This is a genomic window from Nocardioides sp. (genome assembly GCF_035576065.1).
In the GTDB taxonomy this organism is placed as follows: Bacteria; Actinomycetota; Actinomycetes; order Propionibacteriales; family Nocardioidaceae; genus Nocardioides.
In genome coordinates this window covers 106139-128158 of sequence record NZ_DATLWX010000006.1, presented here as the reverse complement: position 1 = coordinate 128158, position 22020 = coordinate 106139, and the positions used below count along the sequence as shown (strand labels likewise).

The following is a 22020-nucleotide window of genomic DNA, read 5'->3' as shown; positions in this document are numbered from 1 at the left end:
GCTCCCTACTGCTCGGCCGCGAACGCGGTCTCGATGGAGTGGTCGGTGTTGTTGCCGGCCGTGGTCACGACGCCTGCCGCGGTGACGGTCAGGAGAGCCGCTGCGCCGACGCCGTCGGGGACGATCGCGCGGTGCCCACCAACGCCCGGGCGGTAGCCCTCGATGAGGGTGAACGCGGAGCCGGTGCCGGAGCGGACCCGACCCTTCATCCGGACGTCGCCGGTGTCGGACTTCGTGAACCGCGGGACGACGGTCCCTTCGACCCAGCCGGCGTTCAGGGGCGGGGTTCTCCAGGGGTCCTGGCCGCGTCCGTCGCCCCAGAGGTACTCCAGCGCGTAGGAGGTTGGTGACCAGGCGATCCGCCGCACGATGAGTACCCAGTGCGGGGGGACCACGTAGCCGTCGTCGGAGGTGGATCCGATGATGTGGAAGCGCCCGGGCTGGGACGCTGCGACAGACCCAAGAGGAAGCTCGTACCAGAGCGCATCGTCGGGGTTCAGCGCGATCACACCGCCAGCGACAGTGTGTGAGGTCCGCGCGGCGGAGGAGTGGACGGGGATGACGGTCCCGTTGGGGGGCTGGGCGATGTCGAAGCGGCCGGCGTTGGCCTCGGTGGTCTCGTAGCCGAGGGCGGCGATCGTGAGGACCTGGCTCCAGGACACGTTCCCGCCAGCGGTGACGGTCCGTATACCGCCGCCAGTCAGCGTCAGCGCTGCTCGGCGCATGAACTCCTGGTGAGCGGCTGCGGGGTCGAGCTCGACGAGGTCGGCGTCGACGTTGTCGATCCAGACGGTGCTGATCCCAACCTCGTCGCCGGTGTTGATGAGGAGGTTCACTCGGCTGTGGGTCGGGGGGAGGGTCACGACGCCGCGGTAGCGGAGCCAGTCGGGGCCGGGGGTGATGTCGATCGGGTAGAACAGTCCGGCGCCGGATCCGAACGGGCCGGCGTACTGGCCGGCCACGTTGGTCCAGGCGGCTACGGAGCACTTGGGGGTGTTGCCGACGGCGCGCGCGTAGATCGAGACCTCGATCGAGGATCCGGGCGGGACGCTCCACTCGTTGCTTTCGAGGACGCCGGTGGTTTGGTTGGCGTCGGTGCGGTGGCTGCGTGCGCCGTGAGCTGCGTTGCCGTCCTCGACAAGGAAGCGGTACTTCCCGACCGGGACGGGCACCGTGGTGGGGTTGGGGATCCGGCGGCTCTCGGACCAGAAGTCGGACCAGCCCACTGCGTAGCCGTCAGCGGTGGCCACCTCGAACGAGGGGTTGTCGAACGGTGCGAGGGTGCCATCGGCGATCGCCAGGGCGGGGTTGTCGAGGCCGACCGCCCAGGGCCCGTCCGGAGTGAGGATCAGGACAACGAGGGAACCGACCGGGGTGAGAGTCCCTTGGGCGGTGTAGCCGCCGCGGCAGGGCCCGAACGGGATCTGGGTGTCGTCGCCGAGCGGCGCGACCCACAGGCCGGACTCGTCGGCGCGGACAACGAGCGCGGTGAACGTGTCGGGATCGGCCGGTTCTGACTTCGCTGCCCGGGCGAGTGCGCTCAGATCCACAGGGCAGCACCTGTCCAGCCGCGGTCGGCCGCTCCGCCGGCGACGAGGACGCCGTAGGCCGATCCCATGGCCTCGATGGTGGATCCGTTCCCGAGGCTGATCGCGACGTGCGTCGGGTCCCCGCTCATCCGAAAGAGGAGAGCGCCGCGGATCCCGAGTGCCGTGGAGACCGGGATGGTGACGCCGGCGGCTTGGCACGTCGCCCACTGGCTCTTTGAAGGCTTCGTGAGCTGGCGGCCAGCGTGTGCCGTGGCGCCTTGGACGAGGCCGGAGCAGTCCCACCCGGACGGACCGTTCCCTCCCCAGACGTAGGCGTCGCCTTGCTGGGCAAGCGCGAAATGGACCATCTTCTCCCGAGCCGGGTTGGCAGCCGCCGAAGTGCCGCCGCTGCTCCCCGCCGTGCCCGGGTCGCCGGCCTGGTCGGGGAGGAAGGTGTCCTCGCCCTTCTCACCGGGCCCGCCGGTGCCCTTCGGCTCCTTGAGGAGGTGCTGGGCTCGGATCAGCTTGACGTCTGCGCGAGTGGTGGTGAGTCCGTGTCGGTACTCGGAGACCATCCACTTTCCGTCGGTGGCGGGGAAGTCGTCCTGGATGTCGACCAGGTCGCCGGGGAGGATCAGCCCCTTCTCGGAGTCGACGGTGGTCGTAGCGGTCGAGGCGCGGCGCCCGACGTCGAGGTCGAAGTCGACCGGCCCCCACGGCCCGGAGTTCTCGTTGACCACCAGCGCCTTGTCGTTCCGGGCGAGGAGCCACTTGTCGGACCCGGCGATCAGGCGCTTGCCGTTGGAGAACCGCCGGGCCTGGACCTTGCTGGTGACCGTGCCGGCAACGTCCCACGACGATGCGCCCTTGGTCCGCTCGACGAGCTCGTGGACCTTCCGGGCCAGCGCGGGGTCGATGGAGTACTTCACCCGGGCGCCGCGGGCCAGCTGGACGAGCAGCTCGCGCTGGGTGACGCTGTTCGCCGGCCAGCGATACGTCTTCTTGTCGCGGCGCATCGCCCCCACGACGGCGTCCTCGAAGGTGAGAGTGACGTCGTTGCCGCTCTTCGCAGCCTTGACCAGCTCGAAGTGCACCCCGTCGACGATCGCCCACGACCGGGCAACGAAGGCGTCGGAGCGGGCGAGCTTCCGGTCGGTGTCGCGGACGGTGACGGACAGCGTCGAGGCGCCGTCGATCGTGAGCGTCAGGTCCGGTGCGGCGATGATCGCGTCGTGCAGCTGCAGCGACGTCCCTGCGTCAGGTGTGATCAGGGTGAGGGCCTCGACGAGCTTGTCGCGGTCCACCGGAGCCCGCCTGGGGCTCACTTACTCTTGCCCGTCTTGCCGTCGCCCTTGTTCTTCTTCCCCTTGGCGCGCGCCTTGGCGCCGGGGCCCTTGAGGATCTGGCCGGGGACGTACTCGAGGAGGTTCAGGGTGAGGTCCTGGCGGACCCGGTCGTCTTCGTCGTTGCGGATCTGCTCCCCGAGGTCGATCGACGTGATGACCCAGCGGGCAGTCGCGCGACCGCGGCCGACGCGGGCGGTCACGGTTAGCGGCGGCGGTTCGTTGGTGTCGCCGGCTGGACGCGCCCAAGCCTCAAGCTGCTCGACGTCACGCTCGACGGACTCATCGATCCCGCGGGTCTTCGTGCCGTCGAGGGACACGGGGAGGGTCCAGCTCTGGGCGGGTGTCCCGACCCAAGTTGTCATCGCGGGACGCCCTGGCCGGTCTACCGTCTCCCATCCGCCGTGGCCACCTGACAGGGTGTCGTCGCCGATCTGGTCGAGGACCAGACGTGGACGGGGCTTCCCCACCCGGGTGATGACGACACGACTCACGCCCGTGCCCCCACGTCTTCGATGTCGTTGATGACGACCTCAGTCATCTGGCGCCCGTCTACGTCGACGTGGATGTGCACCGGCTGCTTGCTCCGCCCGACCGAAGACCCGGCGAACGCACCCGGGTCGATGTCCTCGAGGTCGGCCGGCGAGTCGGGGACCCTGGGAAGGATCCGACCAGACACCGACGGGACGAGGAGTTCAGCTCGGCGCTCGCCGACGATGTAGGGCAGGCCACGCTGGACGTGGCCCCCGTTCGCTACCCCGGGGATCCCGAACGCCCCCATGCTGGCTTCCTTGCCAGCTGACCGAGAGGTGTAGACCGTTGCGATCGTGATCGTGGAGGACCGGTCACGAGCGAGACCGTCGATCGCGGCCTGCGTGCTGCGCAGCTTGGCCTCGACTCCTTGGAGCTTGTTGATCGTGGAGTCTCCGAAGGCGTCGAACGCTTCCCTAGCGCCGCGGATCTTGTCGCCGACGCCCTTGACCCATCCGAGGCCAGCCTCTGCTGCAGAGAGGATTCCGTCGAAGGCCTTGAACGCCGCGGTCAGGAGGAACCGGAACGCCATGACCCCGAACCGGCCCATCATCAGCCACCCCTGAGCAAGGGTGGTGACGTACTTGAGCAGCGCACCGCCGATCCACGCTCCGAAGGGCTTGAGCACCCCATTCCACAGGGAGTCAACGATCGTGCGGAACGTTTCGCTCTTCTTGTAGGCGAGCACCAGGCCGCCGACCAGGAGCGCGATCCCGACCACGACGAGACCAATCGGGTTGGCGGTCAACGCGGCGTTGAGGAGCCATTGGCCGGCAGCCCACACCTTCGTGGCCGCGGATGCTGCGAGTCCGGCGACGGTGGACGCGACGGTGGCCACGGTGCCGCGGGCCCGGGTGATGATCCCAACCTTCTCGACGTTGTTGGTGATCGCCAGCTGGGTGGCCAGAGCACGGTTCGACGACGTTAGGGCGATGTTTGCGCCGATGTTGGCAACGGTGATGGGCAGCGCGGCGATGGCGGCGATGTTCGCCAGCGCCTGAGCGCCCTTGTAGGCGATGAAGGCACCGATCAGTAGCGGCATGTACTTGCCGAGCGTGTCGACGTGGTCGGCGGCGAAGCCGATGACGACACCGAAGACCGACACAGAGTCGTTGAGGCCGGACGAGAACCCATCAGCGAGCTTGGTGAGGTCGACGCCCTTGAGCGACGCGCCGATGACCGACAGCCCTGCCCCGGCCTCTCGGAACTGGGCGCCGGACTTGCCGACCTTCAGCCCACCCCAGGCGGCCGACAGTCGTCCGGCTCGCTCACGCACGTCAGAGACGAGTCCGCCGACCTTCTGCAGCGTGTCAGGGAGCCCCCGAGCGATCTGCCGGCCCCATCGGGTCATCGTCTCAGAAACGCCCCCGGCGTCCTTCTGCAGACCGGGAAGCTCTCGACGCAACATCCCGATCCCGCGCTGCGCGATGACGTTGAAGCCCTTGAACACTCCGGTCGCCGCCGTGGTCAGTGGGCCGCCCAGCATCCGCATGAAGGTCTGAACGCGGCCCGTGGCGCCGCGCTGCTGGTTGGCGAAGCCCTCGCTGGTGCGGGTCAGGTCGCCCTGGGCGTCGCCTAGGTTGGCCATGATGAACGCGTGTCGGAGAGCGACCTTCTGCTGCTCCGACATGTCTTGGGTGGACTGGGTCAGACCCTTCGAGACTGCGAACGCGTTGAGCGCGGCGTCGGACATGAAGATGTTGAACCGCTTCAGACCCTCCGCCTCACCGGTGAGGCCGGACTGCAAGGCGCCCATGACCTCCTCTGGGCGGGCGTTGTAGAACGACCCCAGGTCGAGGCCGGCACGGACCAGGCCGGTGGAGAACTCGGAGAGGCCCTTGCCCTGCTGGCCCGACATCTTGCCCAGCGTGGCGAACCCGGTGGCCGCGCTCTGCAGGTCGGCGCCGTAGAGCCCGAAGCGCTTGGAAAGTCCGTCGAGGTCCTTCTGTGTCCGTCCAGCCGCAGGACCGAGCACGGTACCGAAGGCTGAAGCGGTCTCGTTGGCGTCGCTCGCCAGGCCGATCGCCTTCACGCTGGTGGCGCCGAGGGCAATGCTGAGTGCGGTGACCCCGACGACCGCGCCTCGCGTTGCTGCGACAGCTCCGCGACCGAGGAACCCGAAGAGTCCGCGCGCGCCCTTGGTGATGGAGTCGAAGCCTCGCGAGAACCGAGGGCTGCTGGCCTTCTCCAGACCGCGGGCGGCCTGTCGTCCTGCGGTGTCGACGTCCTTCGCCGCGTCGGCTACGACCTCGAGGTCGTCCTTGGTGGCAGCAAGTCCTGCCGCGGTCTCCCGGCGGCCGGCGAGGCTGAGCCTGATTCCGACTTCCTCCATCGCGACCACCTCCTACTGCAGGTCAGCTGATCCGGGCGATGGCGCGGATCAGGCGGGACAGGTGCTTGGCGAGAGGAGGGATGGTCTTCTCGGCGACATAGCTGCCGGTCGCCTTGGCGAGCGCCTCGTCGTACTCGACGCGGAGTTCGTTCGCTCGCCAGAGGATCGCCTCGACGACGGGTAGGTCCTGGAAGTCGGTGTCGAGGATGAACGTCGGGTCGACGCCGAGCACCACGGCTGCCGCCGCGGCCTCGATGATCGGGTCGCCCGTCAGTTTCCCGCGTACTCCTCGTCAGCCTCCTGGCCGGCGTATCCGGACCATTCGGTCAGTGCTGCGGCCTCACTCGTGACGTCGCCGTCTGTGAGATAGAGGGCGCGCACGATCGGGGCGGCCTTGCCGAGGTCCGCCAGCCCGAGCAGTTCGGCGAGACGACTGTCGAAGCGGGGCCAGTCATCGCGATCGCCGTCAGGGTCGATCGAGACCTTCTCGTCGTCGATGACCTCGAAGATCCCGACACATGCGTCGGCGATCGCGATCGCGCTGCCGTTGATGTAGCGCTCGGGATCCTTGGACTTCTCCGCCTGGCGGGTGAGACCCTCCAGGCGAGCGCTGCTGAGCGGCTTGAACCGCACGAAGACCGGAGGGTCGATGCGAGGCACGCGGCGGTCGAGGTAGAGCTTCGACCGGGCCTGCTCGCGACGTTCCCGAAGACTGCCGCGCAGCGTCGTGGTCTGGGTGTCCGTCTGCTCCTCGTGGGTCATCAGACGACCTCTGCCGCGACCATGACGAGCTCGAACATGCGGCCGTCGCTGGAGTTGGAGTCCGAGTCGCCGGCGTTGACGCTGTTGAGGCGCCCGGACCAGACGGTGGGCTTCCCGAACGCGACTCCGTCGTCGTCGAGCGGCTGGTCGGACACCGACATCGGTGCGCGGCCAGCGCGGGCGCGGAGACGCTTCTGCAGGTCGTTGTCGCGATCGAACTCGAACTCGCGGGACACGGTGACGTCACCGACCTCGGGCAGGCCGGAGCGGAGCTTCTGCTTCGCCATGCCGCCGGGGCGGTACTTCGACACCTCGGCGGAGGACTCGCCTCCGGTGCGGGTGTCCCAGACGCCGAGGGGGATCCCGTCGACGGCAACGGTGATCAGGCTGTTCTGCTGCGATGCCATGGGTCAGGCTCCTTCGGGGGACTCGGTCACGACGGAGATCGTGACCTTCTCGGCGTGCGGGGTGAGACGGACCGCGACGTTCGCGCGGACCTCGCCGGCGGTGATCGTGGCGGGGGTGTTGGCGCCGGCGACGTCGACATCGAAGGCGTCGTCGGCGGTGGCACCGAAGAGGGCGTTGGCGGTGTACAGGGGCGACAGGTAGCCGCGGAGGAAACCTTCGAGCTCGGCGAAGAGAAGCCCGCGGCCGTCGATCGGGCGGAAGAGGAACGCCTCGGCGCCGGCGCGGATCCCGGTCCCGAGTTGCATGGTCATCCGACCGACGTTGAGCTGGTCGAATCGGACGTCGGAGGAGACGGCCTTCCAGCCGTAGAGCTGCACTTGGCCACGGATGGTGCGGAAGACCGACCCGCCGGCGTCGTGGATCGAGTCGAGCTCGGCGTCGGTGTAGCCGATCGACACGCCGGTCGCGTCGGTGACGAACCCGGCACCGCGGCCCTGGTCGCCGGCGGGGGCGTGGTTGGCGTGACCGACGGCGGCGTCCCCGCGGGCAGCGAGACCAGCGGCGATGACTGACCCGGGTACGTTGCGGGTGCCGCCGCCGAGGATCGGCAGCTTCGGCCAGCCGGGGAGCAGGCCCGCGGTCTTCGACCCCGGCGACGCGGCGAGGGCGGTGAGGATCGACACGACCGACGCGGCGGTCTCGTTCTCCAGGACGTCGAGGAGGACCGTCCGGCCGGTGGTGTTCGCGTGACCGAGGAGCGCGGCGCGCGCCGCGACGGTCGCAACGCCGGGGGCGAGGACCTGACCGGGACCGAAGTCGGACGAGAAGGTCGCGAGAGCGGCCTCGAGTTCGGCCTGGGTGATGATGCCGGTCGAGAGCTGGGCCGTGATGGCGCGGACCACGACGACGTCGGGTGCGCCTTGCTTGAGGATGTCGCCGATCCAGGTCGCGTACTGGGCCGGGACGGCGGCTGCGAGGGCCTCAGCCTCGGAGCGCACGACGACCGGGATTGCGGGGCCGGCGGGGGCCGTGGAGAGCGTCGGGTAGACGACGAAGGCCCGACCGGTCGCGGTCGGTGCTCCTCGTCGCGCCAGAGCGGCGGAGACGTTGACGATGATCTGGGGACGGGCCATGACTGGGTTACTCCCTTACGGGTTGACGGTGAGAGTGGTGGTGGTCTTGGTCGCCGCCGGGAGGCCGAGACCGAGGGTGTCGGGAACGTCGACACGAACGTCGATCGCCAGGGCGCCCGCGCCGATCGTGCGGGCGTGCTTGCGGTCGGGGAGTAGGTCGTACTCCTCGCCTGCCCAGGTGATCCCCTTCGCGACGCCGCCGAGGGTGACGTTGCGAAGGAGCGCGGTGCGGATGAAGGCGATCCAGTCGCGGACCCTCGCCGAGGTGGCGGCGTGGTCGCCTGCACGGTCGTAGATCCCGATCGCGAGCCTCCAGGTGGTCTCCCAGGACTGCTTGGACCGCTGGTAGACAGGCGGGCCGACAAGACCCGGGGTGGTGATCACCACGGCTGGGAACTTGGCCGAGGAGATCGCCTCGAGGGTGGGCAGCTGGTGCCACTCCTTGATGGCCTCGAACTCGGGCGCCCGAGCACCGAGGTAGCCCTTGACCTCAGGGAGGTTGAGGACCATCGGGAGAGCGGCCCGGAGCGTCGTCTCGGCGGCCTTGCAGAGCTCGTCGGCTGATCCGATCTCGATCATCGGGTGCGGCCGGTCACGATGTAGCCGAGGACCTGGTCGGCCCAGCGCTCGACGTGGCGACGCGACGGCTTCGGGGCCGGGTCTCGTCGCGGCATGCCGCCCTTGCCGTCGCGCAGGAATCCGGCGTAGAACGCGTCGCCCTGGTCGACGACCACGGTGTCACCGACGACGCGGGCGCTGGTCAGCTGGCGGAGGAGTTGTCCGGTGTCGACCAGGACGCGGGAGTCGCCCTTCTGCTCGACGGTGTCAGCGTCGTCGGGCGCCCAGGAGCGGAATCCACGAGTCCGGAAGACCTCGCGCTCGTACTCCTCGAGGGAGTGGCCGAGCATTGTCATCATGGGCCGCGGGTTCAGGAGTCGGTCGATCATCGAGTCGAGGTGCTCGCGGGGGCCGCGGTCGTCGATCTCGATCGTCAGCATGCTCATGCGATACCTCCCCACCAGACGGTCCGCGGCGTGTCATCAACCAGGTCCGGGTACGGAAGCGCGGGTGGGAACGAGCCCAGAGGCGAGAGGCCGGGGCTGACGCCGGCACTGCCGCCGTCGGCGGGGATCACGCCGCCGAGGTCAGCGATCCGGCGGGTCAAGTCAGCCAGGAGCTCGAGCGCTCTCTGGTGGAGGAAGTAGCCGCGGCCGTCCTCGCCCTGAACCTGCTGCTCGGGGAACTCGCCGTACTCGATCGCAGACGCCGTTTCCAAGGTGATGATCTCCGCGGCGAGGTCCCGCAGCGGGCCGGCCGGCGGGTTGGGACCGGTGAGGAGCACGACCTGCAGGGACGAGCTCCTCACCAGCTCCTCGAACCCAGCGATGACCGCCGCGACTGTGGAGTCCAAGATCTCGGACTGCCGCTCGCGGAGGTGCCCGCCGCTCAGGCGAGGGCGGGTCACCTCCTCGAGGATCCCGGTGAGCGCCACGAGCTAGACGCCGTCCTCGGAGACCGCGACGCCGCCGAGGTCCTCGGAGCCGGTCGTCGCGTCGGACGTGTTGCCGGCGGCGTCGATCACTCCTTGGAGGTGGGTGACCCATGTCGTGCGTGGGGTCTCCCTGGAGGTTTCCTGGTCGAGGAAGCGGCGGGCGGTGTCCGGGTCGTCGCCGACCCGGACCTTGAGCTCGGCGAGGTTGGCGACCTCGGGGAGTACTTCGGCTTCGACGTCGAGGATGTCGTATCCCTCGAGGACGCCACCGTTCGCGAGCCGGGTGACCTCGGACGCGAGGACCGTGTTGGGCACGCCGGCTCCCTGCTCGACGTGGATCGGCCCGTCCTCGGTCTGCGCCCAGACGCCGCCCTCTTGAGCGACCGTGTAGCCCTCGCTCATCAGGAGCCACCGCCGGGCGCGGGAGCGAGGTACTTCTCCGCGAGCTGGTCACGGGTCGCCGCCTCGGCGTCCTCGGGGGTGAGGCGTTGTTCGCCTCGAGCCTCGTCGGTCGCGTAGGTCACCCAGTCCACCTTCGAGGCGGACTTCGCCGGTGTGCCGTTCGGGACGGGCGGAGCGACCGTCTCCGGAGCCACCTCGGCTCGGACGTCCTCGGGCAGCGACGCCAAGGCGGCCTCGTACTCCGCCTTGGCCTGCTCGGCGATCTCCCGGGCCCGCTCGGCCTTGGACTTCTCCAGCTGCCCCGGCTTGACCACCGCGCCGGCGCCGACCAGGCGTCGTGCCTCGGCGGCGCTGAGCTCAACGATCGCGCCGTGGGTGTGGCGCGTGAAGTCCAGCGGCTCGTCGGGCTTGGACGTGATCTGGTCCCACTGGACCGCCACGAGCTGGTACTTGCCAGCCTTGATCTCGTTGACCTCACTCACGGCGTCTTCACCCCCGTGATCCACACGGCAGCCTTCGGCTGGTCGATGCCGACGGTGCGCTTCATCGTCGCGTCGGTGCGGTGCGACTCGGTTGGCCCGCCGTTGGGGCCGCCGCCCTCCGGGTACATGGGCGTCACCTCCAGCGGACGCGGGTCGGTGTAGAACCCGAGGGTCTTCCGCTGCGTCACGAGGACCCGGTCGGCCGGCCAGAACCGTGCCTTGAGGGCGGCCATGTCCATGACGTCCTGGGGCAGCTTGCCGGTGTAGGCGATGTTCTCGCTGGCGAGGTTGCCGCCGTACACCTTCAGGAAGTCCGAGTTGTCCAGCAGGACCGGGGTGATGGAGCCGGGGAAGACGATCGTGTCGGCCTCGTAGCCGAACGTGTCGTCCTGCCCGGTGCCGGCCGCGCCGACCATCTCCTGCGCCAGGGCGATGTCGCGCCGCGGCTTGCCGTTGACGGTGTCCCAGGCAGCCGCGGCCGGGAACGACGGGATCGCCGGGTTGAGCAGCAGCTGGCGCATCGCGATGAACCGCGCACGGATCATGCTGTTGGTCAGCGCAATGATCTGCTTGTTGATCGCGCCGATGTTGTTCTCGCGCTTCATGTCCTCGGAGACGCGGACGCCGGCGCCCTTCTTGGTCGCCACGGCGAGGCGCGGCAGACCGAAGCCGGTGCCGAGGACCGGGATCTCCTCGAACTCGACGAGGTCGGCGACTTCGCCGTCGAGGAAGACGGGTGCGCCCTCCTCGAAGGCGACGACGCTGGCGTTGCCTTCGAAGCGCAGGAGGATGTCGTCGATGAACTGCCCGTCGAGCAGCTCGAGGATCCGCGCGGGGATCATGAGGGGGTTCTGCAGCAGGGTCCGGACCGAGATCTGGGGCCCGCTGGTGAGGGAGAGCTGGGTGGGAGACATGAGGGTCCTTTTCTCAGTAGATCCAGGCCAGACCGACCGCGCCGGCGGCAACGCCGGCGAGCTCGGTGCAGCGGCCGATGATGGCTCGAGGGTCGGTGTCGGCCACGAGAGGGCCGGCCCCGTCGGGGTCGGTGAACCGGTACGGGCGGACCTGGCCGTTGGCCGCTGCGACCAGGGCGTCACCGAAGGCTGCTGCGACGGCGTAGGTCACGGGGAGCTCGTCCCCGTGAGCGACGTTGACGCGGGTGCCGGTCGGTGCGGTGTTGAGGACACCACCGACGGGGTCGGTGACGAGAACAGCCACGGCATCGTTGAGGGCGACACCGATGACTCGCACCGACGCGTCGGCGGCGACACCGGCCACGCTGGCAGCACGGCCCTCGATGACCTGGCCGCCGACGATCGTCTGAGCGGCGGGGTAGGACCTCGGTCCGGTCTTGCGGACCTGTGGGATCTGAGCCATCTCACATCCTCCAGTTCTTGTAGTTGTCGTCGCTGCGGATGTCGTCGAGGGTGGCGTTGCCGCCGTCCTCGCGGTTGAGTCCGTCGGACTCGTGGCCCAGCTCGCCGGTGGGGACGAGATCGGCAGCCGCCGAGAGCAGCTCGCGCGTGCCTTCGGGGTTCTTGTCGTAGCGCTTCGACCAGTCCGCGCGGGACGTTGCCGGGTACTTCGACTTGTGTGCGTCGAGGAACGCGTCGCGCTCCATGGCCTGCAGCTTCTGCATGGCCGCGACGCCGCTTGCGGCCGCGGTTTCGAGGTCCTTGAGCCGGACCTCCGGGACAACGACGTCGCCGTCGCCGGCGGTTTCGGTAGTGGGGCGCTCCTCGAGGTTCTCGGCGACCACGGCCTGCACGGCAGCCAGAATGGCTGCCTCGTCCGCGGTCTCCTCGAGCTCGAGGGACTCCCGCATGGTGGTGAGCTGCTCGTCACTGAACGTCACGGCAGAACCTCCTTGGGTGTGGGTGGACCCGACCGCGGAGGCGTTCGGGGGCTTGGGGGCCGGCTTGGTTGCCGGCTTAGCGGGGTTGCCCTGCCACGCGGCGCGGGCCGCGGCTGGCACGTGGTGCTCGAGGAGCTGTAGGTCGTGCTCGACGCGGGCGAGCAGCTCATCGTCGAGGTCGTCGAGGTCGTCGATCTCCTCGTCCGGGGCGACCGGGGGGCTGCCGACTGCGGTGATGGTGCCGACGCGATCTGCGAGCTTCGCGGCCACCGCCTCTTCGCCCGTGTACCACTGGCCGATGATGCCGTTGCCAGTCATGACTTGGCGCCACTCGGCGGCGGTGCCGCCAGCCTTGTAGGCGTACATGCCGGCGTAGTTCTCGCTTTGGTGGTCGATCCAGTCGACGAGGCGCTGCAGCTCGACGACCTGGCTCCGAAGGTCCTCGGCGTTGCCGTACAGGTACATCCCCGTGGAGGCGTCATGAAGCATCAGCTGGGCGCCAGGGCACATCACGACTTCGTCGCCGGCGACCGCGATGACCGACGCGGCAGACGCCGCGGTGCCGTCGATGACGGTGATCACCTGCGCGTCGAAGTTGCGCAGCAGGTTTGCGATCGCGACGCCTTCCTGGGCGATTCCTCCGGGCGAGTGGATCCGCACGTGTAGGACGTCGATGTCGCCCATGGCCCGCAGCGCGCGGGAGACCGACTCGGCGTCGAAGCCTCGCCACCAGCCGCCGACGATTCCGTAAAGCCACAGCTCGCCGACCTTCGTGCCTGCGTCGGGTGCCGGGTCGCCCTCACCGTCTGCCACTGCCAGAGCGACCCGCGAGCGCGCACCGGACAGGAGGCGCGCATCGGCTTTGAGGGCAGCGGCGGTGCGGATGCGGGTCGGCGTGGTCTTGGGTCGCTTGCTCACGAGTCCTCCTGGGTGGGTCGGGGCGCGCTACCGATGCCGGGGATCCCGATCGCGGCGCGGACGAACGTCTCGAGGTCCTGGTCGGCGGTGAGCACTCCGGCCTGCACCAAGGTGGCGAGGGCCTGCACGAGGGCGTCGCGGTTGGCGCCGATCTCGTCGAACACCAGGCGGGGGGCCCGCTCGCCGGGCCAGTTCCACTTGACCAGGTCGGCCACGACGTGGCGGCTCGCGGTACGCGCGATGTCCTTTGCGACCTTGCGGAGCGCGAGCATGAACGCGTTGAAGAACGTGGCACCCAGTGCGTATGAGCCGGTGCCGGACTGTGATCCGAGGTTGAGGAAGTTGGCCAGCACGGATCCGGCGATGCGTTCGTCGTGACGCTTGATGGTCTTGTCGAGGTCGGGGAGGGTGCCGTCGATGCCCTTGAGGAGCAGCTTGGCTCCGTGGGGGATGGCGACACCGGCCTCACGGCCGACGCGGACCGAGGTGGCGATCGCCTTGCCCGCGGTCAGGCTTGTTTCCTTCTCCCCGGCTTCGTAGACCACGACGGGGGCGCCGGCACGTTCGCCCAGGACCAGCTCGATGCGCTGGGCGCGGCTGCTCATCATCCAGGGCCCGTAGGCCGGACGGAGTAGGGACTCGCCTCGCCAGTTGCCGCCGCGGCGATTGCGGACGTAGACGACGACGCGGGACACCGGAAGAGGTGTGGGCTTGTTGGCTCGCGAGGTCAGCACGCCGGTGATGGCGCTCTGCTCCAGGGAGATGAGGCCGCCGTCGCGCGCGGTGTTGTACTTCGTGATCGTGCGACCGGAGCGCCATCCGAGCTTGCCGAGGTGCCAGAGACCGTCAGGCCCGTCTGGTCCGCCGATCGCCTTCTGCTCGAAGATCGAGTGGCCGTAGCGGAGGTACTCGTCGACGGAGATCTCGGCGTGCTCGTCCCAGGAGAACTTGTCCTCGACGGGCAGGGCGGTCTCGTCGTCTTGGGCGCTGACGCCGACGATGGGCAGGGCGAGGTCGCGTGCGACGTGGCGGGTGATCTCGGGGTTGCACCCGGTCCCGTCAATTCGCCACCCGGTGCCGAGGATCATCTGGATGACGGCGGAGAACACGCCGGCGACCTGAGGGCTGTTGAGCATGTCGTCGTAGACGCTGTACGCGCTCGGCCAGCGCAGCTCGGGGACCTTTTCGAGCTCGAGTGAGTTCCACCAGTCGGAGGGGTTGCTGGGGCTTCCGGTGTTGCCGACGCCGAGCTCGCGCTGCGGGGGAGGGGTGACGTCGGGCGAGATGGGGATGATCGTCACGCGGTCCTCCTCGTGGGTCTCAGAGCGGCAGGTTGTTCCAGTCCGGGACGTTGCCGCTGATCCAGCTGTCGTCCGGGTGGGGGTCGCTCCCGCCGTCGAGGCCTTGCGAGATTCCGACCGGTGACAGGACGGGCCTGACGTCGAGTGCGCCGTCCTCGATCGCGCGGCCGCGGGCGTCGAAGGCGAGGAGCATGGAGATCGCGGCGTCGATGTGGATTGAGCCGTCGTCGCGCTTCTTGACGACCTTCATGTAGTGCTCGACGCGCCCGCCGTCCTCGTCCTCGCGCGCCTTCTTGCGTGAGCCCTTGGCCAGTGCCGACCCTTCGACGTGGGTCGTGAGGGTGGCGTCCTCGGGTCCGCCGTGGCTGATCTCGTCGTTGCGGAGTGCGGTGGTGAAGCGCTCGATGATTTCGTCCATGCGCTTCTCGACGTTGGTCGGCACCTCGACGACGCGGTTGGGAAACAGTGCCGCCCAGGTGTCGAGGTAGTCCTGCCACCGGTACGGGTCGCCGTAGAGGTACCAGACCTCATAGGCCTTGAACGCGTCGCGGACGGCTTTGTCGACCTCCAGGCGCGGCACCTTGTGGTCTTCGTAGTCGGCAGGGCGCCAGGTGCGGAGGTGGACGACGCGGCCGTCGCGGATCCGGCACGCTGTGATCACCGTGCAGTCCCGCGATCGGGAACCGTCGAAGCCGAGCGTGACGCGGTCACCGGGCTTGAGCGGGTCGGGGTCGGGCAGTGTGACTGCGGTCGCGCCCCAGGCTTCGGGGGTGGCCAGCGGCCGCTCGCCGGCGAGGAACTCGGAGAGGAAGAAGCGGCGGGACTCGGCCTCGCCGTTGCTCAGGTCGCGGACGTCGGCGACGAGGCTCTTCACGGAGACGTGGCCGCCGTTCTCGCGGGCGGAGTCGCCGTAGAGGTACAGCAACTCGTCGCGCAGGCCTTCGTCGTCGTCCAGCTCCACACGCCGGCGGGACGACTTGATGTCGATGTAGGTGCGACCCATCCCGTCCTTGGGTCGCGTCTCGTAGACCTCTTGCGCGTGGGAGTGCTCGGTGGGGTCCCACGTGTTGGTGGCTGCCTGCCACATGCCGTTCATGCCGATGACGGAGCGGATTAGCGTGCGGGCGAAAGCGAGAGGTGACCGCTTGCCGGTCTGACCGGCCTCGCCAGTGTTGGTCATGAGGCCGTTCTCGGTGAGCGAGATGTTGGTGAAGCGACCACCGAGGCGGCCCCACGCGGTGGTGGTGAACTTCTCGATCGGGTTGCCGCTCGGGAGCCGGGCCTGTTCGAGGTTCACCTCGACACCGGGCAGGTCGTACAGCTCGGAGGCCTCGATCATGGCCTTGACGATGAGCCAGGTGTTGTCCGCCTGCTTGTCGTTGAGCGCCGCGATCCCGACCCACGGGGAGGGATGGGGCCGGCCCACCGGCTCGCCGTTGGCGTCGTAGCCAGCGAAGTCACACGGCCCGAAGGCGTGGAACAGACACTGCGCGGCGAGAATCGGGTCCTTGCCCCACTTCTGACCGCGGACCCACATCGACCCTCGTCGGACGAAGGCCTCGTTGCCGGCGTCGCCCGGGGCCCCTGGGTCGATGCGGTACCGGTGCAGCTGGTGGGCGTACTGCTCGTCGTAGAGCTGGAACGGCTCACCGATCTTCGGGCCGTCGGTGATGGAGAGCACTTCCTCGATCCACTCAGCCGCGACGTGCCCGAGCGTGGGGAACTCGCCCGGCTCCTGTGGGCCACGCCACGGCATCAGGCCCCTCCCCCGTCGACGGCCTTGGGGCGAGCGCGTCGCCGCTTCGACACCTCGTCGTCCTGCTTCTCGGCCTTCTTCTCCGCGCGGCGCTCGGCGACCTGGTCAGTAGAGATCGTCCACATCAGGTCCTTCATGCCCTTGGGTGTCAGCCCAAGGTGGTGACCGCGCTGGCGTGCCTCGCGACTGTCCTCGAGCGAACCAATCTCGGCAGCCGCCTTGTGCCGGACGTACTGCGCGACATCGCGGTCCCAACGGAGTCGCGCCCACTCGCACGCCTGGGGTGTGCGCCAGAGTCGACGCCAGAGGTCCTTCTCGGTGTCGAGGATGGCGTCGCGCTCTGCTTCGGCGATCGCCAGGCGCTCACGGGTACGGGTGAGCTTCGTCTTCTCGGTGCGGGACAGGTCGTCGTCGAGGTCGCGTTCCTCAAGCAGCTCGAGCTCGTCCTGGATGAGCCGGATCCGCGCGGCCATCCTCGGGTTGTCAGGCAGGGGCCAGGTCGGCATCCGTCCCTTGAAGCCCTCGGCCGGCAGGACGGTCGGGCCGACTCGGACGTTGCGTCGGATCGCGTTGGGGTTGGAGGAAGGTCCGGGCAAGGCCGATCACCTCCCGGGTCAAGCGGCCAGCTGCGAGGTAGGGGCGGCGGAAGCGGCCGCGCGGCGGGCTGCGCACACGAATCCCGTCTGGAACCCGTACAGAAGTCTTTTCAGGTACCCCTTGGGTCTGTCCCCCCTTGGCACCCAGATTTTCTGGGGGGTGGGGGTCAGGGAGTGCGTCGGCGCGGTGCGCCAGCGTTGCACACGACGTGCTCAGGCGCCTTGGCAGCAGGACAGGCCGCGTCCGGGTGGCCGAGGTGCCACTCTTCGCTGGGAAGGAGTAACGGGGCGGGCCCGACACACTGGCCGAACGGTGCGCGTCTGCACTCGACGCTGCCGGTCGCGACCTTGGGTTCCCACTCGCGCCGCTCAGCTTGGTGGGCTGCGTCGTAGCCGCGCTCGGACGAGGTGCCGCGCAGCTGGTCGCGGTGACGATTGACGGTCGATCGGCAGGCAGGACAGCGGGACTGATCGGACGGGCGACCGCAACCGAGGCAGGGGCGAAGGGGCATCGCTCACCACCTGGTGCCAGGCCGGACCCGCAGGACAGCCCCGTCCACGGGCCCAGCCTGGGAACAGGAAACCCCGGGGCCAATGGGCCACCGGGGTTGGTGCGGATATACGGGATCCGCTGGCATAGATGTTCCCTGACTCTGTCCGAGTAGTCAACAACCGAGGGTGTTGCGTGTTGGCTGTTGACCTACTCGCGTTCTGCCGCCACGGCCGCCCGGTACTCATCCAGTGCCGCCTGCAGGAACTCGGGCAGCCCGAGGTGGCCTGCCGGCCCGTCGTAGCCGTCCAGCATCGCCGCCAGCCGTTGTGCGAGCCGGTCACTGTCGTACCTCACGACACCTGTGTCCACATCGCCCATCAGGCGTCGACCTGACCGGGAGTCTTGGCTGGGCGCCCGGACTTGCGGTCCCAGGTGCGGGCCCAGTCCTCGACCTGGTCGCGGACCCTGAGCGGTCCGGCCTTGATGGTCATGACGGCCGGCGGGAAGCCGGGCCGGTCGGCGAGCTGGCCTGCGCGCTGGCGGCTGACTCCGAGCATGTCCGCGATGTCAGCGTGCCCAACCAGGGCGGGCACGTTCGGCTTGGCGAGTTGCCGTGTCACGGTGTCTTGCGTGAGGGCCTCGACGCCGCGGGCTCGCGTGCCGGTGGCGTCCTCTACGCGGCGAAGGGCGGTGCTGATCGCGCTGCGCAGCGAGGCCTCGTCGACGTGCACGGTGATGCTGTAGCGCGTTGGGAGGCCGGTCTCCTCGAGGACGAGAGCCGGGCGCAACTCAGCCAAGGTCTCGAGCATGTGGGCGGCCTCGAGTTGGTCGAGGGTGCCGGGGTGGTCCCAGTCGACACGGACGCTCCACGGGATGGACTTGGACATGTGGTTCTCCGTTCTTGTTGGTCGTACTGTTGAGGGCGAGGCCCCGGGACACTTTCTCTGTCCCGGGGCCTCCGTGTGTCACCAGTCGGGTGGCCACACGATTCGGCCGAGCCGAGCGAGACGGTAGAGCAGGCTCTCCAACTCGGTGAGTCCGGCATCGGCGTGGAGGAAGCCCACCGTTTCGCCGTTCTTCCTGAAGACCATGTGACCGGCCTTCGTGCGGCGGATCGTGATCCGCTGCTGGAAGAGTGCCGCCTCGATGAAGGCGATCTCCTTGTCGTGCATCTTGCCTCCTTTCCTTGTTGTTGACAAGAGAAAGACTACCTGTAACCCTTGTCATAGTCAAGAGTTTAGAGGTAGTCGGAGGAAGATTCTTTGAGCGGTCAGTCTGACGCTGAACCGGTCCGGCGGCTGCGACGTTCGTGGTAGCTATCCGCCAGTGGGCGAAGCTCGGCGAGCGTGTAGAGCGCCTGCGATCCGCCCGGGACTGCAGCTGGGAGGATGCCTGCTGGCATGGCCTTCCCAGCGCGGGCCCACTTCCTGATCGTTGCTGCGGGGACGTCGAGGACCTCGGCCGCCTGGTCGGCGGTGTGGAGCTGGTCAGGGCTGGGCACTGTCACCGGCGGCTTGCCCTTCGGGCTTGCTGGCGGCGCTTCACGAACGCGACGTCCTCCGCTCTGCACTTCTTGTGATCGGCGGCCGCGGTCCGGGCGTCGGTCCGCGCCAGGCGCCAGGCCTCCCACCCACACCCGGTGCACCGCGCTACGAATCCTCCGCCCTCCTCGGTGTAAGCCACGCACCGCGCTTGGGACCGACGTAGAGCTGTCGCTTCCACTGCTTCCCGATCGTCTTGCCGGTGGGGAGCGTGGTCGAATATTCGAGGAGGGCATCGACCTCGGCCTGGGTCAGGGTGACGGGCTCGAGGCCGTTCTGCCAGGCGTCCCTCTCGGCCATCCGCACGGCCTCCGTCATGGCGCTCATCGGGACATCCCCAGCACGGCCGCGGCCTGCTCGACCTGGTCCCACGCGGTCTGGTCGCCGGCGTGACGATCGGGGTGTGTGGCAGCGCGGGCCTTCTTGTAGCGCTCAGCCCACGTCCCACACGTCAGACCGACGTCGCCCCACCGTGTGAGCGTTGCCTCCGCTTCGCTCTTCGTCATGTGGCTGGCGGGCATGGCGCGGCCGGCCGGAAGCGCCTTGAACCCGGTGTACTGCTCGCCGCGTTTCGTCACGCCGTATCGGTCGACCAGGCGGAGCGCCTCGAGCGACTTCGCGATCGCGTAGACGTTGTGCTGCCAGTCCTCCTGCATCCCGCCGCGGCGCCAGGTCGGGCGGCGGAAGGCGTCGGTGGCGTAGGTCAGGGGGCCGACGTTGGACTCGAACGCCAGGCGCACGGCCGGGCTGGCTGCCCGGGCGTTGGCGCGGAGGGTGCCGTCGAGGCGGAGGTCCTGCTCGCGGACGTCACATTCGATGACGAGGTCAGTGGCGTCGAGGAGGTCGAGCTCGCGGTAGAGCAGGTCAGTGCATTGACTCCAGGTCACGGTGAAGCGCGAGTCGATCGAGTTGCCGGTGAACGCTGTGCGGTCGCTGATGGGTCGGACGGTGTACAGGCTCATCGCGACTCACCTGGGCACTTCCGCCTGCGAAGGCGCGGCTCGTAGGACTCTTCGCAGATGAAGCAGCAGACGTCTGGTGGGCCGAGCATGGTGTCCGCATCGATGATGCCGACCGCGCCGGGGACTTCGTCGTGGGCGTCGAGCAGCGAGCCGTTGGCTTTGTGGGAGACGATCACGATCCAGTAGTGGGTGCTGGACTTGAGGTGGTAGTCGTAGTCGGCGTCGCTGGTTGCGCTGGCGTTCGCCTGTCGGGTGGGGGTGACGTCCTGGCGATGGCCCGTTGGAGTCACATGGGGGGAGTGCGTCATGCGGCCGCCTCATGTGCGTTCTCTGCTCGGGCCAACGGCTCGCAGTCGTTGCAGAGGGAAGCTGGCCGTGCGTCGCGGACGATGCCGCATCGTGGGCAGGCGCGGTGGTCGTTGGTGGCGTAGGTGCGTTCGCGCTCGGACGTCGCGGTGATTGTGGATCGTCTGACGGGTGTGGCCGGCGCTTCGTAGACGAGAGACCAGGCGGTGACGCGGCCTGAGCCGGGCACGAGGTCGGACGGTGCGATGAGGAAGCGTCCGACGCGGGTGAGGTGTGCTCGGGCCTGGGCGGCGAGTCGAGGGATCTCCGCGTTGGCTTCTCGGCAGAGGTCGGGGAACGGGATCGTCTCGTCGACGATGGGCCAGACGGCGCGGAACCTGTTCATTGGTCGTCGCCAACCGCGAGTGTGGCGAGGCCCCAGACGAGGAACACGAACCGGAGGGCGTTCCACGCTGCGATCAGCCACAGCGCGATGGAGATCCACCCGTCCAGGGCGAGTGCCGCGATGATCTCGATGGCGCTGAAGATGATCGCCAGGAGGACGGCGCGGACTGCGCGGTGCACCCTGGGGGCTGCGTGCTTGGCGCGGCAGATCGGGCAGCGGTGCAGCGTGGTCATGAGCTCTCCTGGTGGTCGATGGGGTGGCCGCAGGTGACGCAGTCGTCTGACGTGGCGTTGACGGTCTGGAGGTGGGCGCGTTCGTCGGCGCGGATCACGGACTCCCAGCAGGCGCCGCACGCGGTGCCGTTGAGCTTCTTGCTGTGGCCGAGTCGGCTGCAGCGGGCCCTGGCGCGGGGGGCGATGTCGTTGGTGGGCCCGAAGTAGGGGACGGTGACGTGGCCCTTGGCGCTGTGTCTGGTCTTCCCTGACTGGAGCCGGCCGAGGTTGGTGGCACCCGTGAGGCCGAGGGCACCTGTCCGGATCTCGTCCTGTTGCTGGGGGGTGAGGTTGAGGAGCGCGAGCCGGCCGGAGACGTAGGTCTGGGAGCGGCCGATCTTGCGGGCGACCTCCATGTCGGTGAGGTCGTGCTGGGCCTTCAGCTTCGTGATCCCCCGCGCCTCTTCGATGGGGTCGAGGTCGCGGCGCTGGCCGTTCTCGATCAGCATCGCGGCGATGACGTGGTCGGGCTTCATGGGGGCGCGGATGATGACGTCGACGTCGGTCCAGCGGAGGCGCTTGATCGCGGCCAGGCGTCGATGGCCGGCGACGACGACGAGGACCTTCTCGCCGTCGGGTCGTTCGTGGCGGCGGGCGACGATGGGTTGGAGGAGTCCGACCTCGCGGATGGAGTCCGCGAGCTGCTCGATGTCGCCGGCCGCTTCGTCGCGGCGCAGGGGGTTCTGGTCGCTGGCGGGGATGGGTACTGCGACGTACTCGCGGAGGTTGTCGGGGTCCGGGTGGAGGTCGTCGACACGGACGCGGACCATGCGGGGCTTTTCGTCGGTGGGGGAGACGGCGGGGGTGGGACAGGTGTCGTCCTGGCTGTCAGCCTCTTCGACTGCCTGGCCTCGCAGCTCGCCGGCGGCCTTGCGGAGCCGGGTGGTGTCGGGGTAGCCGTGTCGGTTGAGGATGGCCTGGAGGTCGGCGAGGGTGACCTTGAAGTTCGACGCGATCGTGGGCAGCGCAATCCGCGGGTGGGTGGCACCGAGGACCGCTTGGATCATCGCGGCCTGGGTGCCGGCCGGTGTGGCCTCGAGGACGGCGCTCACAGTGCTGCCCTGTAGGCGGCAATGACCAGGGCCGGGGTGACGGTCGCCAGCAGGAGCGCGGCGACGTAGGCGAGGGTTGCTAGGCCGGCGTGGAGGGTGTCCACGTGGTTGGTTGGCGCGGGTGCTGTGTGGACCTTGTCGAAGAGGTGCTGATCGGTCTCCATCGGAT

At 68.9% G+C, this 22020-nt stretch carries 30 protein-coding genes; all 30 read right to left on the bottom strand.

The genetic code is table 11. The annotated features are described in order from the left end of the window. Nucleotides 1-5: 5 nt before the first annotated feature. The 30 genes from VNJ48_RS02350 to VNJ48_RS02205 all read right to left on the bottom strand — a co-directional run bounded on the left by VNJ48_RS02350 (nt 6) and on the right by VNJ48_RS02205 (nt 22015). The gene (locus VNJ48_RS02350; protein WP_325598724.1) at nt 6-1550 is read right to left on the bottom strand and encodes a hypothetical protein; all 1545 of its coding nucleotides are present in this window, start codon (nt 1548-1550) and stop codon (nt 6-8) included. Beyond that, a complete protein-coding gene (locus VNJ48_RS02345) occupies nt 1541-2854 on the bottom strand; it encodes a C40 family peptidase (protein WP_325598722.1) in 1314 nt (437 codons plus the stop codon). Before VNJ48_RS02345 ends, VNJ48_RS02350 begins: the two co-directional genes overlap by 10 nt. Continuing rightward, nucleotides 2851-3237 (bottom strand): hypothetical protein, encoded by a 387-nt coding sequence (locus VNJ48_RS02340; RefSeq protein ID WP_325598720.1) that lies wholly within the window; start codon nt 3235-3237, stop codon nt 2851-2853. The genes VNJ48_RS02345 and VNJ48_RS02340 overlap by 4 nt, the downstream gene beginning before the upstream one ends. A 125-nt stretch (nt 3238-3362) precedes the next feature. Beyond that, nucleotides 3363-5735 carry a hypothetical protein gene (locus tag VNJ48_RS02335; RefSeq protein WP_325598719.1) on the bottom strand — a complete coding sequence of 791 codons (2373 nt, stop codon included), beginning with the start codon at nt 5733-5735 and terminating at the stop codon, nt 3363-3365. A 22-nt stretch (nt 5736-5757) separates the two neighbouring features. Next, nucleotides 5758-5970 carry a hypothetical protein gene (locus VNJ48_RS02330; RefSeq protein WP_325598717.1) on the bottom strand — a complete coding sequence of 71 codons (213 nt, stop codon included), beginning with the start codon at nt 5968-5970 and terminating at the stop codon, nt 5758-5760. A gap of 35 nt (nt 5971-6005) precedes the next feature. Then, nucleotides 6006-6497 carry a hypothetical protein gene (locus VNJ48_RS02325; protein WP_325598715.1) on the bottom strand — a complete coding sequence of 164 codons (492 nt, stop codon included), beginning with the start codon at nt 6495-6497 and terminating at the stop codon, nt 6006-6008. Further along, nucleotides 6497-6904: a hypothetical protein gene (locus tag VNJ48_RS02320; protein WP_325598713.1), complete on the bottom strand. Its 408-nt coding sequence runs from the start codon at nt 6902-6904 to the stop codon at nt 6497-6499. The genes VNJ48_RS02325 and VNJ48_RS02320 overlap by 1 nt, the downstream gene beginning before the upstream one ends. Before the next feature lie 3 nt (nt 6905-6907). After that, nucleotides 6908-8038, bottom strand: coding sequence for a hypothetical protein (locus VNJ48_RS02315; RefSeq protein ID WP_325598711.1), 1131 nt, complete (start codon nt 8036-8038; stop codon nt 6908-6910). Between the two features lie 15 nt (nt 8039-8053). Next, nucleotides 8054-8617 (bottom strand): hypothetical protein, encoded by a 564-nt coding sequence (locus VNJ48_RS02310; protein ID WP_325598709.1) that lies wholly within the window; start codon nt 8615-8617, stop codon nt 8054-8056. Then, nucleotides 8614-9042 (bottom strand): hypothetical protein, encoded by a 429-nt coding sequence (locus tag VNJ48_RS02305; protein ID WP_325598707.1) that lies wholly within the window; start codon nt 9040-9042, stop codon nt 8614-8616. Before VNJ48_RS02305 ends, VNJ48_RS02310 begins: the two co-directional genes overlap by 4 nt. Next, nucleotides 9039-9530, bottom strand: coding sequence for a hypothetical protein (locus VNJ48_RS02300; protein ID WP_325598706.1), 492 nt, complete (start codon nt 9528-9530; stop codon nt 9039-9041). The genes VNJ48_RS02305 and VNJ48_RS02300 overlap by 4 nt, the downstream gene beginning before the upstream one ends. Nucleotides 9531-9533: 3 nt before the next feature. Next, nucleotides 9534-9932: a hypothetical protein gene (locus tag VNJ48_RS02295; RefSeq protein WP_325598704.1), complete on the bottom strand. Its 399-nt coding sequence runs from the start codon at nt 9930-9932 to the stop codon at nt 9534-9536. Beyond that, nucleotides 9932-10414, bottom strand: a complete 483-nt coding sequence (locus VNJ48_RS02290) for a hypothetical protein (protein WP_325598702.1) — start codon at nt 10412-10414, stop codon at nt 9932-9934. Before VNJ48_RS02290 ends, VNJ48_RS02295 begins: the two co-directional genes overlap by 1 nt. After that, nucleotides 10411-11328, bottom strand: a complete 918-nt coding sequence (locus tag VNJ48_RS02285) for a hypothetical protein (RefSeq protein WP_325598700.1) — start codon at nt 11326-11328, stop codon at nt 10411-10413. Before VNJ48_RS02285 ends, VNJ48_RS02290 begins: the two co-directional genes overlap by 4 nt. A 13-nt stretch (nt 11329-11341) precedes the next feature. Further along, a complete protein-coding gene (locus VNJ48_RS02280; RefSeq protein WP_325598698.1) occupies nt 11342-11791 on the bottom strand; it encodes a hypothetical protein in 450 nt (149 codons plus the stop codon). A gap of 1 nt (nt 11792) precedes the next feature. Continuing rightward, a complete protein-coding gene (locus VNJ48_RS02275; protein ID WP_325598696.1) occupies nt 11793-13187 on the bottom strand; it encodes a head maturation protease, ClpP-related in 1395 nt (464 codons plus the stop codon). Then, nucleotides 13184-14488, bottom strand: a complete 1305-nt coding sequence (locus VNJ48_RS02270; protein WP_325598694.1) for a phage portal protein family protein — start codon at nt 14486-14488, stop codon at nt 13184-13186. Before VNJ48_RS02270 ends, VNJ48_RS02275 begins: the two co-directional genes overlap by 4 nt. Nucleotides 14489-14507: 19 nt before the next feature. Next, complete coding sequence (locus tag VNJ48_RS02265; RefSeq protein ID WP_325598692.1) at nt 14508-16244, bottom strand: hypothetical protein; 1737 nt, start codon at nt 16242-16244, stop codon at nt 14508-14510. Beyond that, nucleotides 16244-16840, bottom strand: coding sequence for a hypothetical protein (locus VNJ48_RS02260; protein ID WP_325598690.1), 597 nt, complete (start codon nt 16838-16840; stop codon nt 16244-16246). Before VNJ48_RS02260 ends, VNJ48_RS02265 begins: the two co-directional genes overlap by 1 nt. Nucleotides 16841-17540: 700 nt before the next feature. Further along, complete coding sequence (locus tag VNJ48_RS02255) at nt 17541-17687, bottom strand: hypothetical protein (protein WP_325598688.1); 147 nt, start codon at nt 17685-17687, stop codon at nt 17541-17543. A gap of 23 nt (nt 17688-17710) precedes the next feature. Next, on the bottom strand, nt 17711-18220 hold the full coding sequence (locus VNJ48_RS02250) for a hypothetical protein (RefSeq protein ID WP_325598686.1): 510 nt from the start codon (nt 18218-18220) through the stop codon (nt 17711-17713). Between the two features lie 78 nt (nt 18221-18298). Continuing rightward, nucleotides 18299-18505 (bottom strand): hypothetical protein, encoded by a 207-nt coding sequence (locus tag VNJ48_RS02245; protein ID WP_325598685.1) that lies wholly within the window; start codon nt 18503-18505, stop codon nt 18299-18301. A gap of 98 nt (nt 18506-18603) precedes the next feature. Next, on the bottom strand, nt 18604-18840 hold the full coding sequence (locus tag VNJ48_RS02240) for a helix-turn-helix domain-containing protein (protein WP_325598683.1): 237 nt from the start codon (nt 18838-18840) through the stop codon (nt 18604-18606). Nucleotides 18841-18982: 142 nt separating this feature from the next. Further along, a complete protein-coding gene (locus VNJ48_RS02235; protein ID WP_325598681.1) occupies nt 18983-19201 on the bottom strand; it encodes a hypothetical protein in 219 nt (72 codons plus the stop codon). After that, on the bottom strand, nt 19198-19836 hold the full coding sequence (locus VNJ48_RS02230) for a hypothetical protein (RefSeq protein ID WP_325598679.1): 639 nt from the start codon (nt 19834-19836) through the stop codon (nt 19198-19200). The genes VNJ48_RS02235 and VNJ48_RS02230 overlap by 4 nt, the downstream gene beginning before the upstream one ends. Further along, complete coding sequence (locus tag VNJ48_RS02225) at nt 19833-20144, bottom strand: hypothetical protein (protein WP_325598677.1); 312 nt, start codon at nt 20142-20144, stop codon at nt 19833-19835. The genes VNJ48_RS02230 and VNJ48_RS02225 overlap by 4 nt, the downstream gene beginning before the upstream one ends. Further along, complete coding sequence (locus tag VNJ48_RS02220; protein WP_325598675.1) at nt 20141-20527, bottom strand: hypothetical protein; 387 nt, start codon at nt 20525-20527, stop codon at nt 20141-20143. The genes VNJ48_RS02225 and VNJ48_RS02220 overlap by 4 nt, the downstream gene beginning before the upstream one ends. After that, nucleotides 20524-20760: a hypothetical protein gene (locus tag VNJ48_RS02215; RefSeq protein ID WP_325598673.1), complete on the bottom strand. Its 237-nt coding sequence runs from the start codon at nt 20758-20760 to the stop codon at nt 20524-20526. The genes VNJ48_RS02220 and VNJ48_RS02215 overlap by 4 nt, the downstream gene beginning before the upstream one ends. Next, nucleotides 20757-21851, bottom strand: coding sequence for a ParB/RepB/Spo0J family partition protein (locus VNJ48_RS02210; protein WP_325598671.1), 1095 nt, complete (start codon nt 21849-21851; stop codon nt 20757-20759). Before VNJ48_RS02210 ends, VNJ48_RS02215 begins: the two co-directional genes overlap by 4 nt. Beyond that, entirely contained in the window at nt 21848-22015 is a 168-nt protein-coding gene (locus tag VNJ48_RS02205) for a hypothetical protein (RefSeq protein WP_325598668.1), read from the bottom strand. The genes VNJ48_RS02210 and VNJ48_RS02205 overlap by 4 nt, the downstream gene beginning before the upstream one ends. Nucleotides 22016-22020 lie beyond the last annotated feature (5 nt).

Excerpts from the sequence above, each read along its gene's own strand:
- VNJ48_RS02335 (WP_325598719.1), bottom strand. The coding sequence starts at position 5,735 with ATGGAGGAAGTCGGAATCAGGCTCAGCCTCGCCGGCCGCCGGGAGACC.
- VNJ48_RS02310 (WP_325598709.1), bottom strand. The coding sequence starts at position 8,617 with ATGATCGAGATCGGATCAGCCGACGAGCTCTGCAAGGCCGCCGAGACG.
- VNJ48_RS02205 (WP_325598668.1), bottom strand. The coding sequence starts at position 22,015 with ATGGAGACCGATCAGCACCTCTTCGACAAGGTCCACACAGCACCCGCG.
- VNJ48_RS02305 (WP_325598707.1), bottom strand. The coding sequence starts at position 9,042 with ATGAGCATGCTGACGATCGAGATCGACGACCGCGGCCCCCGCGAGCAC.
- VNJ48_RS02245 (WP_325598685.1), bottom strand. The coding sequence starts at position 18,505 with ATGCACGACAAGGAGATCGCCTTCATCGAGGCGGCACTCTTCCAGCAG.
- VNJ48_RS02320 (WP_325598713.1), bottom strand. The coding sequence starts at position 6,904 with ATGGCATCGCAGCAGAACAGCCTGATCACCGTTGCCGTCGACGGGATC.
- VNJ48_RS02225 (WP_325598677.1), bottom strand. The coding sequence starts at position 20,144 with ATGACGCACTCCCCCCATGTGACTCCAACGGGCCATCGCCAGGACGTC.
- VNJ48_RS02230 (WP_325598679.1), bottom strand. The coding sequence starts at position 19,836 with ATGAGCCTGTACACCGTCCGACCCATCAGCGACCGCACAGCGTTCACC.
- VNJ48_RS02265 (WP_325598692.1), bottom strand. The coding sequence starts at position 16,244 with ATGCCGTGGCGTGGCCCACAGGAGCCGGGCGAGTTCCCCACGCTCGGG.
- VNJ48_RS02220 (WP_325598675.1), bottom strand. The coding sequence starts at position 20,527 with ATGAACAGGTTCCGCGCCGTCTGGCCCATCGTCGACGAGACGATCCCG.
- VNJ48_RS02285 (WP_325598700.1), bottom strand. The coding sequence starts at position 11,328 with ATGTCTCCCACCCAGCTCTCCCTCACCAGCGGGCCCCAGATCTCGGTC.
- VNJ48_RS02280 (WP_325598698.1), bottom strand. The coding sequence starts at position 11,791 with ATGGCTCAGATCCCACAGGTCCGCAAGACCGGACCGAGGTCCTACCCC.
- VNJ48_RS02340 (WP_325598720.1), bottom strand. The coding sequence starts at position 3,237 with ATGACAACTTGGGTCGGGACACCCGCCCAGAGCTGGACCCTCCCCGTG.
- VNJ48_RS02325 (WP_325598715.1), bottom strand. The coding sequence starts at position 6,497 with ATGACCCACGAGGAGCAGACGGACACCCAGACCACGACGCTGCGCGGC.
- VNJ48_RS02295 (WP_325598704.1), bottom strand. The coding sequence starts at position 9,932 with ATGAGCGAGGGCTACACGGTCGCTCAAGAGGGCGGCGTCTGGGCGCAG.
- VNJ48_RS02250 (WP_325598686.1), bottom strand. The coding sequence starts at position 18,220 with ATGTCCAAGTCCATCCCGTGGAGCGTCCGTGTCGACTGGGACCACCCC.
- VNJ48_RS02215 (WP_325598673.1), bottom strand. The coding sequence starts at position 20,760 with ATGACCACGCTGCACCGCTGCCCGATCTGCCGCGCCAAGCACGCAGCC.
- VNJ48_RS02235 (WP_325598681.1), bottom strand. The coding sequence starts at position 19,201 with ATGAGCGCCATGACGGAGGCCGTGCGGATGGCCGAGAGGGACGCCTGG.
- VNJ48_RS02315 (WP_325598711.1), bottom strand. The coding sequence starts at position 8,038 with ATGGCCCGTCCCCAGATCATCGTCAACGTCTCCGCCGCTCTGGCGCGA.